General features: G+C 67.5%; 11 protein-coding genes. 4 read left to right on the plus strand and 7 right to left on the minus strand.

From position 1 onward, the window contains the following. Positions 1 to 13: 13 nt before the first annotated feature. Complete coding sequence (gene ptsP / locus BLS50_RS10450) at positions 14 to 2,596, plus strand: phosphoenolpyruvate--protein phosphotransferase (protein ID WP_074802171.1); 2,583 nt, start codon at positions 14 to 16, stop codon at positions 2,594 to 2,596. Between the two features lie 100 nt (positions 2,597 to 2,696). Then, positions 2,697 to 4,466, plus strand: coding sequence for an N-acetylglucosamine-specific PTS transporter subunit IIBC (gene nagE / locus BLS50_RS10455; RefSeq protein WP_027814124.1), 1,770 nt, complete (start codon positions 2,697 to 2,699; stop codon positions 4,464 to 4,466). A 204-nt stretch (positions 4,467 to 4,670) separates the two neighbouring features. Here the strand turns inward: nagE and BLS50_RS10460 are convergent, their stop codons facing one another. The 6 genes from BLS50_RS10460 to rpoH all read right to left on the minus strand — a co-directional run bounded on the left by BLS50_RS10460 (position 4,671) and on the right by rpoH (position 12,203). Further along, the gene (locus BLS50_RS10460; protein ID WP_027810412.1) at positions 4,671 to 7,157 is read right to left on the minus strand and encodes a family 20 glycosylhydrolase; all 2,487 of its coding nucleotides are present in this window, start codon (positions 7,155 to 7,157) and stop codon (positions 4,671 to 4,673) included. 545 nt (positions 7,158 to 7,702) lie between these two features. Beyond that, positions 7,703 to 7,825, minus strand: coding sequence for a cytochrome bd-I oxidase subunit CydX (gene cydX, locus BLS50_RS10470; RefSeq protein WP_006477761.1), 123 nt, complete (start codon positions 7,823 to 7,825; stop codon positions 7,703 to 7,705). A 62-nt stretch (positions 7,826 to 7,887) separates the two neighbouring features. Beyond that, a complete protein-coding gene (gene cydB, locus BLS50_RS10475; RefSeq protein WP_006477762.1) occupies positions 7,888 to 9,024 on the minus strand; it encodes a cytochrome d ubiquinol oxidase subunit II in 1,137 nt (378 codons plus the stop codon). 31 nt (positions 9,025 to 9,055) lie between these two features. Next, positions 9,056 to 10,636, minus strand: coding sequence for a cytochrome ubiquinol oxidase subunit I (locus BLS50_RS10480; protein WP_006477763.1), 1,581 nt, complete (start codon positions 10,634 to 10,636; stop codon positions 9,056 to 9,058). Next, on the minus strand, positions 10,626 to 10,907 hold the full coding sequence (gene cydP, locus BLS50_RS10485; RefSeq protein ID WP_027806881.1) for a cytochrome oxidase putative small subunit CydP: 282 nt from the start codon (positions 10,905 to 10,907) through the stop codon (positions 10,626 to 10,628). The genes BLS50_RS10480 and cydP overlap by 11 nt, the downstream gene beginning before the upstream one ends. A gap of 360 nt (positions 10,908 to 11,267) precedes the next feature. Then, entirely contained in the window at positions 11,268 to 12,203 is a 936-nt protein-coding gene (gene rpoH, locus BLS50_RS10490; protein WP_006477765.1) for an RNA polymerase sigma factor RpoH, read from the minus strand. Between the two features lie 360 nt (positions 12,204 to 12,563). On the opposite strand from rpoH, the gene pagL reads away from it, so the two are divergent. After that, positions 12,564 to 13,133, plus strand: coding sequence for a lipid A 3-O-deacylase PagL (gene pagL, locus BLS50_RS10500; protein WP_011546256.1), 570 nt, complete (start codon positions 12,564 to 12,566; stop codon positions 13,131 to 13,133). Between the two features lie 45 nt (positions 13,134 to 13,178). Next, complete coding sequence (locus BLS50_RS10505; protein ID WP_006477767.1) at positions 13,179 to 13,562, plus strand: nuclear transport factor 2 family protein; 384 nt, start codon at positions 13,179 to 13,181, stop codon at positions 13,560 to 13,562. Positions 13,563 to 13,705: 143 nt separating this feature from the next. On the opposite strand, the gene leuA is transcribed toward BLS50_RS10505, so the two are convergent. Next, on the minus strand, positions 13,706 to 15,352 hold the full coding sequence (gene leuA / locus BLS50_RS10510; protein WP_027810410.1) for a 2-isopropylmalate synthase: 1,647 nt from the start codon (positions 15,350 to 15,352) through the stop codon (positions 13,706 to 13,708). Positions 15,353 to 15,355: the final 3 nt, after the last annotated feature.

Here is a 15,355-nt window from a genome sequence, read left to right on the forward strand (position 1 = left end):
GCCGAGAAAGCCGATGAGACGCGCCGAGGAATCCCAGTTGAAGAGCCCCAACCACGATCAGATCGTTCTGCTTAGCCCGTTGACGGGGCCGATCGTCGCACTGGCCGACGTGCCCGATCCGGTGTTCTCCGGCGGGATGTTCGGCGACGGCATCGGCATCGACCCGCTCGCGGGCAAGCTCGTCGCGCCGTGCGCGGGCGTCGTGTCGCATCTCGCGCGCACCGGCCACGCGGTGACGATCACGACACCGCAAGGCGCGGAAGTGCTGTTGCACATCGGCATCGACACCGTCGAGCTGAACGGGCAGGGCTTCATCGCGCACGTCGAAGCCGGCGCGCGCGTCGAAGCGGGCGCGCTGTTGATCGAGTTCGACCAGGACGCGGTGGCGCGAAACGCGCATTCGCTCGTGTCGGTGATCGCGATCGCGAATTCCGACGCGTTCGAGGTGGTCGAGCGCGCGAGCGGTTTCGCGACGGCCGGCGAGACGCCGCTGCTCGCGCTGCGCGGCAAGGGCGAAGCCGCCGCGCAGGCAGCGCAGGCCGGTGCGGCCGCGCACAACGAAGTGCGTCGCGAGATCGTGCTCGCGCAGCCGGGTGGCCTGCATGCGCGGCCGGCCGCGCGGGCACGTGAAGCCGCGCGCGGCTTCGACGCGACCGTCGACGTGCTGTTCGACGGCCGCAAGGCGTCGATCGCGAGCGTCGTCGGCCTGCTCGGCCTCGGCGCCGGCGAAGGCGCGACGGTCGAGCTGGTCGGCCGCGGCGCGCACGCGCAACAGGCCGTCGAGGCGGTCGAGCGCGAGTTGCTGCGCGAAGCGCACGGCGAAGTGGAAGAAAAGCCGGCCCGGCTGAAATCGCCCGCACCGCAGGCGGTCGCACGCCATGCCGGCGCGCCGATTGATCCGAACACGCTCGCCGGCGTGTGCGCGGCGCCCGGCATCGCGGTCGGCACGCTGGTGCGTCTCGACGATGCGAACATCGTGCCGCCCGAGCAGGCGACCGGCACACCGGCCACGGAAAGCCGCCGGCTCGATCAGGCGCTGAAGACGGTCGATGCCGAACTCACCGAAACGGTCCGTAGCGCGTCGGCGCGCGGCGCGGTCGGCGAAGCGGGCATCTTCGCGGTGCATCGCGTGCTGCTGGAAGACCCGACGCTGGTCGACGCGGCGCGCGACCTGATCAGTCTCGGCAAGGGCGCGGGCTTCGCATGGCGCGCGACGATCCGTACGCAGATCGACATGCTGTCGAAGCTCGACGACGCGCTGCTCGCCGAACGCGCGGCCGATCTGCGCGACATCGAGAAACGCGTGCTGCGCGCGCTTGGCCACACGAGCGGCGCCGCGCGCGCGCTGCCCGACGAAGCCGTGCTCGCGGCCGAGGAATTCACGCCGTCCGACCTGTCGTCGCTCGATCGCGAACGCGTGACCGCGCTCGTGATGGCGCGCGGCGGCGCGACGTCGCACGCGGCGATCATCGCGCGGCAGCTCGGCATCCCTGCGCTGGTGGCGGTCGGCGATGCGCTGTACGCGATTCCGGACGGCACGCAGGTGGTCGTCGATGCGAGCGCGGGCCGGCTCGAACACGCGCCGACCGCGCTCGACGTCGAGCGCGCGCGGCACGAGCGTCAGCGCCTGGACGGCGTGCGCGAGGCGAACCGGCAACAGGCCGGCGAGGCGGCCGCGACCATCGACGGCCGCGCGATCGAGGTCGCCGCGAACATCGCGACGCTCGACGATGCGAACACCGCGGTCGACAACGGCGCCGACGCGGTCGGCCTGCTGCGCACCGAGCTGATGTTCATCCATCGCCAGGCCGCCCCGACGGCGGTCGAGCACCAGCAGAGCTACCAGTCGATCGTCGACGCGCTGCAGGGCCGCACGGCGATCATCCGCACGCTCGACGTCGGCGCGGACAAGGAAGTCGACTACCTGACGCTGCCGCCCGAACCGAACCCGGCGCTCGGCCTGCGCGGCATCCGTCTCGCGCAGGTGCGCCCCGATCTGCTCGACGATCAGTTGCAGGGCCTGCTCGCGGTGAAGCCGTTCGGCGCGGTGCGCATCCTGCTGCCGATGGTGACCGATGCGGGCGAACTCGTGCGGCTGCGCAAGCGCATCGACGAATTCGCGCGCGCGCAGGGCCGCACCGAGCCGATCGAGGTCGGCGTGATGATCGAGGTGCCGTCGGCCGCGCTGCTGGCCGACCAGCTCGCGCAGCATGCGGATTTCCTGTCGATCGGCACCAACGACCTCACGCAATACACGCTCGCGATGGACCGCTGCCAGGCCGATCTCGCCGCGCAGTCCGACGGCCTGCATCCGGCCGTGCTGCGCCTGATCGACATCGCGGTGCGCGGCGCCGCGAAGCACGGCAAGTGGGTGGGCGTCTGCGGCGCGCTCGGCGGCGATCCGCTCGCGGTACCGGTCCTGGTGGGCCTCGGCGTGACCGAACTGTCGGTCGACCCGGTGTCGGTGCCGGGCATCAAGGCGCGTGTGCGCCGTCTCGATTACCCGTTGTGCCGTCAGCGCGCGCAGGATCTGCTCGCGCTCGACTCGGCACAGGCGGTAAGGGCAGCAAGCCGCGAGGTCTGGCCGCTCGACTGAGCGTCGACGGCAGGTTCGCGGCGCGTTTCACGACGAAGAAGGCAAGTAGGTCAACGACGATTAACGACGATTAATGACGAGACATGGATTGGAGGACTGAATGAACGGGAATCCGTTTCTGAAAATACAGGGCCTGGGTCGGGCGCTGATGCTGCCGATCGCGGTATTGCCGGTCGCCGGCATCCTGCTGCGACTCGGCCAGCCGGACGTGTTCAACATCAAGATGATCGCCGACGCCGGCGGCGCGATCTTCGACAACCTGCCGCTCCTGTTCGCGATCGGCGTGGCGGTCGGCTTCGCGAAGGACAACAACGGCGTGGCGGCGCTCGCGGGCGCGATCGGTTACCTGATCGAAACCGCGATCATGAAGGACATCGATCCCAAGCTGAACATGGGCGTGCTGTCCGGGATCATCGCGGGTGTCGTCGCGGGCCTGCTGTACAACCGCTACAAGGACATCAAGCTGCCGGACTACCTCGCGTTCTTCGGCGGCAAGCGGTTCGTGCCGATCATCACGGGGCTGGTCTGCGTGATATTGGGCATTGCGTTCGGGTACGTGTGGCAGCCGATCCAGCATGCGATCGACGCGGCCGGCCAGTGGCTGACGACGGCGGGCGCGATCGGTGCGTTCGTGTTCGGCTTCCTGAACCGCCTGCTGCTCGTCACCGGCCTGCACCACATCCTCAACTCGCTCGCGTGGTTCGTGTTCGGCAACTTCACGCCGCCCGCCGGCGGCGAGATCGTGCACGGCGACCTGCACCGCTTCTTCGCGGGCGACCCGACCGCGGGCACCTTCATGGCCGGCTTTTTCCCGATCATGATGTTCGGCCTGCCTGCCGCGTGTCTCGCGATGCTGCACGAAGCGCCGAAGGAGCGCCGCGCGATGGTCGGCGGCCTGCTGCTGTCGATGGCGCTGACGTCGTTCCTGACCGGCGTGACCGAGCCGATCGAATTCAGCTTCATGTTTCTCGCGCCGGTGCTGTACGTGATCCACGCGGTGCTGACGGGGCTGTCGCTCGCGATCTGCCAGATCCTCGGCGTGAAGCTCGGCTTCACGTTCTCGGCCGGCGCGATCGACTACGTGCTGAACTACGGGCTGTCGACGAAGGGCTGGATCGCGATCCCGCTCGGCATCGCGTACGGCGTCGCGTACTACGGGCTGTTCCGCTTCTTCATCCGCAAGTTCAACATGGCCACGCCGGGCCGTGAGCCGGCCTCGGCCGATGCGGCCACGGAGTCGTACGCACCGGGCGGCTTCGTCGCGCCGGCTGCGGGAGCGGCTGCGACGGCTGCCGCACCGCGTGCGCAACGCTACATCGCCGCACTCGGCGGGGCGGCCAACCTGTCGGTCGTCGACGCGTGCACGACGCGCCTGCGCCTGACCGTCGTCGATCCGGAAAAGGTATCGGAGCCGGAACTGAAGTCGATCGGTGCACGCGGCGTGCTCAAGCGCGGCGGCAACAGCGTGCAGGTGATCATCGGGCCCGAGGCCGACATCATTGCCGACGAGATGCGTGCCGCGATTGGTGGCGGCGCGACCGGTGCCGCATCGGCCGCGCCGGCCGCTGCCGCGCAGCCCGTCACGGGCGCGGCCGCCGGCCCGCTCGATCCGGAACCGACCCGCTGGCTCGCGGTGTTCGGCGGGGCGACCAACGTCGCGTCGCTCGATGCGGTGGCCACCACGCGCTTGCGCGTGGTCGTGCGCGACCCGTCGGCGGTCGATCGCGAGCGTCTCGGCGCGCTCGACGTCGCGTGGGTGTCGCTCGATACGTTCCACATCGTCTGCGGCAACGCGGCGGCACGCTATGCCGAACAGCTCGGCGCGCGCCTGCCGCCGTCGGGCAGCGGGGCGGCGGCACAACCGGCGTGATGCGGTGAGGCCGGCCTGACCGATCCGCGCGGCGGATGCGGGCCGGCGGACAAAAGCGGTCAAAGAAAAACGGCTTGCGACGTGTGCGTCGCAAGCCGTTTTTGCTTTGCCGAAGGCCGTGTGCGATAAGTGCGCGATAAGTGTGCGATAAGCGATGCGTGGGTCCGCATCGCCTGCCGCTCAACTGCCCGGCCGTTCACCCGCTCACGGATTCGTCAGCGTGAAGGTCGGCTTCCGGTAGCCGACCCCGGCGCGCTCCAGCTTCGGCAATTCGCGTTGCGTGAGCAGCGTCGCGAAGCCGGCCCAGTCGCGCTGCAGCGCGGCGATGTCGACATGATGCGTGTCGCCGCGCTTGAAGCGCACGCCGGCCGCATACGGCAGCTCCCAGTCGGCCCGGTGCCACGCGCGCTCGGCGAGTGCGAGCAGCCGCGGATAGGTCATGTATTCGAGGAAGGTGTCGTTGCGCATCACCTCGCCCCATGCCTGGCCCTGCATGCCCTCGATGCGCGGCGCGGGGCCCGTGCCCGTCACCTCGAACGGGTTGCCGTCGCGGTCGCCCATCACTTCTGCGTTCTGCGGCAGGTTCTCCGGCGCGAGCGAGAACACCTTGTACTCGTCGGTCGCGTGCGAGCCCCAGTAGTAGCCGCGCTCGCGCGGATTGAGCGTGTACGGGAAGTCGAAGTACAGGTAGTCGGGCAGCGCGAGCACCGTCTGGTAGCCCTTGCCGCTCAGGTCGCGCGCGCTGTCCGACGCGCCCCAGAAGATCGTGTCCCACAGCGACACCATCACGTGGCGCGTGCTGAAATCCTGCGGCCCGTTCGCATGCTTGATGCCGTCCTGCCACGCGGCCATCGTGCCGATCCCGTTCGCGTTGACCGCCGCGCTCACCTGTTTCGCGAAACGCGTCGGCAGCTCGTCGATCGACTTGATCTCGCCGCGCTGGAGCAGCGCCGTGCAAGCCGGCGACCGTGCCCACGGCTTGTCCTGCGCGGCGAGATCGATGCGCCCCTTGTTCGGATCGGTGCCGTTGAGCGCCTGGAAGCCGCCGCCGAGGAAGATGTTCTTCGCTTCGTCGCCGCCGTAGTGCCAGGTCTGCAGCGGCGCCTGCGCGTCCGCGTGCATCGCCGCGATCTCGCGGATCACCTTCGACGCGAAGTTGAGCGCGCCCGGCACGCACGGGTTCAGATCGCTGCGCCGGTCGTAGAACTGCACCGTCGTCAGGTTCGTCGTGTCCTGCGGGTCGAGCAGCCGGTACGCGTTCGCTTCCTGCTCGCGGCCCGCCGCATGCAGCCGCCGGTAGCGCGCCTCCATCGTCACGACGGCCGCGCGCGCATGCGCGGGCATGTCGATCTCGGGGATGATCTGCACGAAGCGCGCGGCCGCGTAGCGCACGAGCGCCACGTAGTCGTCGCGCGTCAGGTAGCCGCCGCCCGAGCGGTTGTCGGGGCCGGAGCCGAGCTGCGGCAGCAGGCAGCGCGTCTCGCTCGGGTCGTGGCAGCGGCGCGAGCCGATCTCGGTCAGCTCGGGCAGGCCCGGAATCTCGATGCGCCAGCCTTCGTCGTCGGACAGATGCAGGTGCAGGCGATTGAGCTTGTACGCGCTCATCTGGTCGATCAGGCGGCGCAGCGTCGCCGGCTGCTTGAAGTTGCGCGCGAGGTCGACGTGCATCCCGCGATGCGTGAAGCGCGGCGCATCCTCGACGAGCATCGCCGGGATCGGGCCGCCGCCGGCCGGCGCGAGCGAGTAGAGCGTCTGCACGCCGTAGTAGAGGCCCGCGCGGTCGTAGCCTTCGATCAGCACGCCGCGCGGCCCGATCGCGAGCCGATAGCCGCCCGGTGTCGCGATGTCGGCCGGCAGCCGGCGCGGCGCGACGAAGCCGCGCACCGGCACGCGAGCGCCGTCGAGCCCGAGGGTCGTCGCGCGCTCGTGCAGCGCCGCGACCTGCGCGTCCGGCAGATCCGGCAGCGCGAGTTCGACGCCGCGCAGCTCGAGCGTGCCGGGCAGCGGCAGTTCGCGCTTCACGCTCGGCAGCGCGCGGCCCGGATCGGGTCGTGCGGCCACCGGCGGCGCGTTGCCGGTCGAGTTGTTCTGCGCGTCGGCCGGCAGCGATTCGACGTAGCGCAGCTCGTTGTCGGTGTCGTTGTAGCGCAGCACGGCGGGCGGCGCGCCGTCGACGACGACGTACGGACGCGGAATCACGTCGCTGTAACGCAGCAGCCAGTATTCGGCGACGAACGGCAGCTCGATGCGCTCGCCGGGCGCGAGTCGCACCGAGCCCGGCTGCGGCGTCAGTTCGTACAGGTCGCCGGTGAGCCGCCGCAGCGCGAAGCCGGGCCGGTCGATCCGCAGCAGGCGGCGGATGCTGTGCAGATAGAGCTTCCAGCCGCCGTCGGCGATCGCCTGGTGGCCGCGGTTCTGCAGGATCAGGCGGCCCGTCGCGCAGGCCGCGCCGTCGGCGCCGAGATCGGCGCACGGCACGCCGGCCGCGGCCGCGTGGTTGTTGTCCACGGCGACGCGCAACGCGAGGCCGTTCGACAGCTGCGTCGCGAGGCTGGCTGCTTGTGCGGCGGCCGCTTGCGCGCTGCCGGCGGTCGCGCCAGTGGCGGCCGACGCTGGCAACGCCGAGATCGCAGCCGGCGACAGCACCGCGATCAACAGGCCGGCAATGAGGGATGACAAGGTACGCTTCATTCGAACTCCTGAGAAAAAGGGGGGCGTAGCGACGCCGTGACGCGACGTCGCTGCGATCGGGTCTTTCAGTGGAGCTGCGGGAGATACCGGCACGCTGGGCGATGCGGCTGCCCCGCGCGCATTCGGCACGCGGGAGCGTGCGTTACGGAACGGGCGGCGGGCATGCGTGCCGATCGGAGCGGCGCGGCGGCGTGCGCGGATTCATCGGCGGCCCATGGCGTTCGCCGCGGCGACGAGGCGGCCACGGCCGGCGGCGCTCGGTTGGCCGCGCACGAGCGCGACGACGGCGCGCGCCGTGGCGCACGGACGTCGAGATGGCGCGCAGGCGCACGCCACACACGGGATTCGCATGTCTCCCCCACCCAGAAGGATTCGGCCTGTCAGCGGCCGTGTCCAACGATCTTATGAAACCTTTTATTGGTATTCAAGTGGTATCAATCTGGCGCTAAATTGGCATCGCCGGGCGACGCCGGCCAGCGCGGCCAGGACGAAAAAAAACCTCGCACGAAGCGAGGTTCTTTTCCCTTCCGGGCGGCGCCGGCGCGTCAGTCGCGCCGCGCACGCACGGGCGCTTCCTGCGTCTTCTGCCGCGCTTCGAGCCACATCGCGTTGACGATGCCGAACGACAGCGCGACGCCGATACCGAGAATCCAGCTGAAATACCACATGATCCGACTCCTTGCGAAACGGTGGGCGAGGGCGCCTGCGCACCCCGGCCCGGTTCAATGCATCAATACATCGAGTGCGTGTTCTCTTCGAGCGTCTGGTGCGTGACCTTGCCGCGCATCACGCGATACACCCAGCTCGTGTAGAGCAGCACGATCGGCAGGAACACGATCACCGCGAACAGCATCACCTGCAGCGTCATGTGGCTCGACGTCGAATCCCACACGGTCAGGCTGCTGCGCGGGTCCAGCGACGACGGCATGATGAACGGGAACATCGAGAAGCCCGCGGTCAGGATCACGCCGGTGATCATCAGGCCCGTGCAGAAGAACGCCGTCTTCTCCTGCTTCGAGCCCGCGAGCAGCAGTGCCAGCACGCCGCCCGCGATCCCGACGACGGGCGCCGCGATCATCCACGGATAGTCGCCGTAGTTCGCGAGCCACAGGCCCGAACCGGCGGCGACGTCCTTGAGCAGCGGGTTCGCGACAGTGTCGGTCGGCGCCGCATGCGTGATGTGGAAGCCGCCGATATAGGAGGCCACCAGCACGCCGGCCAGCACGAACAGCACGACCGCGAGGAACGACGCGACGCGCAGCGCGATCGATGCACGGCGCGCGATCACGCCGTCGGTCTTCATCTTGATGAACGCGGCGCCGTGCGCGACGAGCATCGTGAGGCTGACCAGCCCGCACAGCAGCGCGAACGGGTTCAAGAGCGCCCAGAAGCCGCCGTAGTAGGTCACGCGCAGGTCGCTGTCGAACTTGAACGGCACGCCCTGAAGCAGGTTGCCGAACGCGACGCCGAACACCAGCGCCGGCACGAAGCCGCCGGCGAACAGGCCCCAGTCCCAGCCCGCGCGCCAGCGCGGGTCCGGGCGCTTGCTGCGGTAGTCGAAGCCCACCGGCCGGAAGAACAGCGCGAACAGCACGAGCAGCATCGCGAAGTAGAAGCCGGAGAACGACGCCGCGTAGACGAGCGGCCAGGCCGCGAACATCGCGCCGCCGGCCGTGATCAGCCACACCTGGTTGCCTTCCCAGGTCGCGCCGACCGTGTTGACGATGATGCGGCGCTCCTCGTCGGTCTTGCCGAGGAACGGCAGCAGCGCGGTCGCGCCCATGTCGAAGCCGTCGGTGACGGCGAAGCCGATCAGCAGCACGCCGACGAGCAGCCACCAGATCAGCTTGAGAGTTGCATAGTCCATAGCGATTCCTTGTTCGGTTGCGAGGGCGTGCTCAGACCGCGGCCCGCTCGCCGGCAGCGGCGAGTTCGTGGTGATAGCGGCCGGTATGCAGCGACGACGGGCCGAGGCGCGCGTACTTGAACATCAGCTTGATCTCGATGACGAACAGCGCGGTGTAGAACAGGATGAAGCCGGCGAGGCTCAGGTACAGGTCGCTCGGCTGCAGGCTCGACGCGGACAGGTGCGTCGGCAGCACGCCGGCGATCGTCCACGGCTGGCGGCCGAGCTCGGCGACGATCCAGCCGAATTCGATCGCGATCCACGGCAGCGGGATCGCCCATACCGCGTAGCGCAGGAACCAGCGGCGGTTGTCCTGCAGCAGTTGCCGCCGCGCGCAGAACCAGAACGCGGCAACGAACGTCGCGACGAACAGGAAGCCGAGGAACACCATGATCCGGAACGAGAAGAACACCGGCGCGACGGGCGGGATCGTCTTCTTCGCGGCGGCCTTGATCTGTTCCGGCGTCGCGTCGGTCACGTTCGGCGTGAACTGCTTGAGCATCAGCCCGTAGCCGAGATACTGCTTGTGCTGGTCGAACAGCGCGCGGGTCGCGTCGCTCGTGTCGCCCTGCTTGAGCTTCTGCAGCGCGCCGTACGCGATCATCCCGCTCTGGATGTGCTCCTCGCTGTGCTTCGCGAGATCGCGCAGGCCGATCACCGGTTCGTCGATCGAGCGCGTCGCGATCAGGCCGAGCGCGTACGGGATCTTGATCGCGTAGTCGGTGCGCTGTTCCTCCTGGTTCGGGATGCCGATCAGCGTGAACGACGCGGGCGCCGGCTGGGTTTCCCATTCGGATTCGATCGCGGCGAGCTTCATCTTCTGCACTTCGCCGGTCGTATAGCCCGATTCGTCGCCGAGCACGATCACGCAGAGCGTCGCCGCGAGGCCGAAGCCGGCCGCGACCGCGAACGAGCGCAGCGCGAAGTCGACGTCGCGCTTCTTCAGCAGGTACCACGACGACACGCCGAGCACGAACATCGCCGCCGACACGTAGCCGGCCGACACCGTGTGCACGAACTTCACCTGCGCGACCGGGTTGAACAGCACGTCGAACAGGCTCGTCATCTCCATGCGCATCGTCTGGTAGTTGAACTCGGCGCCGACGGGGTTGTTCATCCAGCCGTTCGCGACGAGGATCCACAGCGCCGACAGGTTCGAGCCCAGCGCGACGAGGAACGTGACGATCAGGTGCTTGACCTTCGACAGGCGGTTCCAGCCGAAGAAGAACAGGCCGACGAACGTCGATTCGAGGAAGAACGCCATCAGGCCTTCGACCGCGAGCGGTACGCCGAAGATGTCGCCGACGTAGTGCGAGTAGTACGACCAGTTCGTGCCGAACTGGAATTCGAGCGTGATGCCGGTCGTCACGCCCATCGCGAAGTTGATCCCGAACAGCTTGCCCCAGAACTGGGTCATGTCCTTGTAGACCTGTTTGCCGGTCATCACGTAGACGGCTTCCATGATGACGAGCAGCCAGGACAGGCCGAGCGTCAGCGGCACGAACAGGAAGTGGTAGAGCGCCGTGATGCCGAACTGTAGGCGTGACAGATCGACGACTTCACTACTTATCATGGTGGTCTCCCTCGGTAGAGGCGGGCGCCGGCACCGAGAGCAGCTTTTCGGCGACGGCGGCAGGCGGCAACGACATGTGCTCGGCCTGCGGATGATTGAAGAATGCGTATTTGAGCGACATCAGGAGGATCAGCTTGACGATCAGCACCAGGGTGATGTCGCGGGCGAGGGTCGGTCCGCGTGCCCACGCGGCGATGCGCGCACGCCAGCCGATCGTGCCGGCCGGCCGCGAAGGCGGCGCAGGCTCTTTATTGATCGAGATCAAGGCGATTATCCTGAATCGATTTACGTCGGATTGGGGGCGACTTTACGTCGGATTTATGACGGCCGTGAAGCTGTTTTAATCCTTGTGCGCCTGACATGCCAATTTTAAAAGGACTGCTTTCCGATGCCGAGTGCTGCGCTGCGGCAGACCGTCGCGAAACGTGGGGTAAAAATTGAGGTGGATCAAGGTTATGCGGAAGGGCACCGCAAATGGCGTAATACCCGATGAATCAGGTCAATTAATCGGCGAAGAAACGGAGCGTGAAACGCATTGAAAAGCGGGGGAAAAGCAGCGGAAAAACGGACGAAAAAAAACCGCTGCCGGGCAGGCAGCGGTTTTCGATGAAGCGCTCTAAATCGCCGGGATTTACGCGTATTCGGCGAGGGCCGTGCGCATCTTCTTCATCGCGCTCGCTTCGATCTGGCGGATGCGTTCCGCCGACACACCGAACTCGGCGGCGAGATCGTGCAGCGTCGAGCCGCCCGAGCCGTCGTCGTCGACGTGCAGCCAGCGCGCCTCGATGATGCGGCGGCTACGCGCGTCGAGCGCGTCGAGCGCCTGCGCGATGCCGTCCGTCTGCAGCATGTCGCGCTGACGTGCGGCCAGCACGGCGGTCGGCTCGTTGTGCGAGTCGGCCAGGTAGGCGATCGGCGCGTACGACTCCTCGCCGTCTTCCACCTGGCCTTCGAGCGCGATGTCGCCGCCCGACAGGCGCGTTTCCATCTCGGTGACTTCCTCGCGCTTGACGTTGAGCTCCTGCGCGAGGCCGTCGATTTCCTCGGGCGTCATCGCCTGCATGCTCTTCTTGTGGCTGCGCAGGTTGAAGAACAGCTTGCGCTGCGCCTTCGTGGTCGCGACCTTCACCATGCGCCAGTTGCGCAGGATGTACTCGTGGATCTCGGCCTTGATCCAGTGAATCGCATACGACACCAGGCGCACGTTTTGCGCCGGGTCGAACCGCTTCACGGCTTTCATCAGGCCGATGTTGCCTTCCTGGATCAGGTCGCCGTGCGGCAGGCCGTAGCCGAGATAGTTGCGCGCGATCGACACGACGAGACGCAGGTGCGACAGCACGAGGCGGCGCGCCGCGTCGAGGTTGTTGTCCTCGCGGAATTCGGTTGCGTAGCGGCGTTCCTCTTCGGCGGTCAGCAGCGGAATGCGATTGACGGCCTGGATGTACGCGTCGATGTTGCCGAGCTGGCCGGGCAACATCGATTGGGCTGCGAGCGCCAGCGAGCCTGCCGATTCGGCCTTGGCCGGCGTCGGGCTCAGCGTGTTCGGGAGGGTCAGGGCGTGGCTCACTAAAAAACTCCTTTGGAATCAGGGACAAACCCCGGTCTCGAATGAGATTCCGTGGGTCATCTTAGCACTCCCGCAATACGAGTGCTAATTCCTTAGAGCGGGCGGGGGCATCGGAGTTCCCGGTTTTTCTATCGAACCGGTTGAGTCGATAGTCTATTCTGCGACACGGGCGGAGCCATGAAGTTCCGTAAGCCGTTGTTTCTGATGGGAATCAGTAGACGATTTCGATTTTTGTCGTTTTGGAAGCAAACAATTTCGCTTCGTGATGCCGATCCGAAAAGTCCTTTACCATACCATTCAGTTCGCTCGGGCCCGGCCGTTGCGGCAGGCTCCATTCAACCCACAAAGTTGGAGTGTCAGATGAACAATAAGAAGAATCGCCGGCCCGGCAGCCGGCTGGTGCTGCATGCGATGCTGGCAGCGTCTCTTCTGGGCGGATCCGGTGCGGCTTTCGCGGATCGATGGGGGATCCAGGCGGGCGGCGGGTTTTCGGATCGTCGCGGGATCGACAAGGCCGATATCGGCGTCGTATGGGACCCGGGCTGGAACTGGTGGGAAATCGGCGGCTGGCACTTCGCGTTCGTCGTCGAAGGGCACGCCGGCTACTGGCATACGGGCGGCAACGTCCACGGCAACATCGGCGAGTTCGGCGTCACGCCGATGTTCCGTTTCATCAAGAGCAGCGGGCAGATTCGCCCGTTCATCGAGGCGGGCGGGGGCGTCCGGCTTCTGACGCACCCGACGATCTCGGACAATTTCTCGCTGTCGACCGCGTTCCAGTTCGCGCCGACGGGCGGCGTGGGCGTGCAGTTCGGCCAACGGCAACAGTATCAGGTCGGCTACCGGTTCGAACATGTGTCTAACGCGGGTATCAAAGAGCCGAATCCTGGTATAAATTTCCACCAGTTCTACCTGCAGTACAACTTCTGATCCGTACGCCCGTGCAAGGCGGGCGCGTTGCCGAGGAGTCAGGCGATGGCGAAGGTGGTCGATGCGATCCGCGCGCTCGAGCGCGACCGGTTCCGGGCGATGGTGGACGGCGACGGGGAGGCGCTCGCCGCGCTGCTGTCGGACAAGGTGTTTTTCGTCCATACCAACGGCAAGCGCGAAACCAAGCAGCAGTTCATCGACGCCATCGTCGCCGGCCGCCGCCGCTATCGCCAGATCGAAATCCAGTCGCAGGACGTGCTGCCGGTCGGCGACGAGACCTGCGTCGTCACCGGCCGCGCGTTGATCGAGATGGAAACGAACAACGGCGGCCTCGTCTTCCCGATTGCCTATACGTCCGTCCACACGCACGACCAGGGCCGATGGTGCCTGTTCGCGTGGCAGGCGACGCGGTGCGCGACCGAGACGTGAGCGCGGGTGACGCGCCTTTTCATGTCCCGACCGAAGCGGCCTTCTGAGCCGCTTTTTGCTGCCTCGTGCGGCGCGGATCGCGCGGCGCACGGGCGGTCACGCACCGCTCGCTGACCTTTCAACCCTGCATCGAAGCCCGGCGCTCAGGCCGCCGCGCGTCGATCGGCGCAGTGCCATGCCGAGCGGTTGATCGCGCTGACGACCGCATCGAGTGCCGCGCTCGCCGCATCGGCGTGCACGCCGACCCCGTGCCGCAGCGGCGCGTCGCCGACCCGGCAGCCGACCGATACCGCGATCCGGCCGTCCGCGGTGCGCGTGTGTTCGCACGACGCGACGTCGATCGCGGCGCCGGCGGCCGCCGCAAATGCCGCGGCGAAACGTCGCACGGCGTCCTCGGGCGTCGCGTCGGCGGCGGGCGCCACCGCGATCTCGCGGTTTTGCCAGCGCGCGCCGCTGCCGTGGCGTGCGGCCGGGCCGTCGGTCTCGAAGAATTCGCGGGAGAACAGCGCGCAGATCGCGTCGCCCGTCACTTCCTCGCCCGACGCGTCGGCGAGCGTCTGCACCGCATGACTGAACTCGATCTGGACGCGACGCGTCGGCGTGAAGCCCATCCCGCGCTCGAGCAGGAACGTCGCGCCGCCCTTGCCGGACTGGCTGTTCACGCGGATCACTGCGTCATAGCTGCGGCCGAGGTCGGCCGGGTCGATCGGCAGGTACGGGACCTCCCAAATCGCATCGGGACGCTGCTGCGCGAAACCCTTGCGGATCGCGTCCTGGTGCGAGCCCGAGAACGCGGTGAACACGAGATCGCCCGCGTACGGGTGGCGCGGATGCACGGGAATCTGGTTGCAGCGCTCCACGACGCGGCGCACGGCGTCGATGTCGGAGAAATCGAGGCCCGGGTCGATGCCTTGCGTGTAGAGGTTCAACGCGAGCGTGACGAGATCGACGTTGCCGGTGCGCTCGCCGTTGCCGAACAGGCAGCCCTCGATGCGGTCGGCGCCCGCGAGCAGCGCGAGTTCGGCCGCCGCGACCGCGGTGCCGCGATCGTTGTGCGGATGCACGGACAGCACGATGCTGTCGCGATACGCGAGGTTGCGGTCCATCCATTCGATCTGGTCGGCGAACACGTTCGGGGTCGCGGCCTCGACGGTGGCCGGCAGGTTGACGATCATCTTGTGGTCGCGGGTCGGGCGCCACGTCTGCGCGACCGCGTCGCAGATCTCGCGCGCGAACGTCAGCTCGGTCATGCTGAAGGTTTCCGGCGAGTACTGGAAGGTCCAGCGGGTATCGGGGCGCGCGGCCGCGTGTGCCTTGATGATGCGCGTGCCGTCGATCGCGAGCGCCTTCACGTCGTTCTTCGACATCCCGAACACGATGCGGCGGAACGACGGGCACACCGCGTTGTACAGGTGCACGATCGCGCGCGGCACGCCTTCGAGCGCATTGAAGGTGCGGGCAATCAGGTCTTCGCGAGACTGCACGAGCACCTCGATCGTCACGTCGTCGGGAATCCGCTTGTCGTCGATCAGCTTGCGCACGAAATCGAAGTCGGTTTGCGACGCCGACGGAAAACCGACTTCGATCTCCTTGAACCCGATGGCGACCAGCATTTCGAAGAACTCGAGCTTCTGCTCGATGCTCATCGGCTCGATCAGCGACTGGTTGCCGTCGCGCAGGTCGGTGCTCATCCACACGGGCGCACGCTCGATGGTGCGGGCCGGCCAGCGGCGGCCATTGAGGCGGACGGGCTCGAACGGACGGTATTTGTCTTGCGGATTGCGCATCATCTT

The organism is Burkholderia orbicola, assembly GCF_900100915.1.
Classification (GTDB): domain Bacteria; phylum Pseudomonadota; class Gammaproteobacteria; order Burkholderiales; family Burkholderiaceae; genus Burkholderia; species Burkholderia orbicola.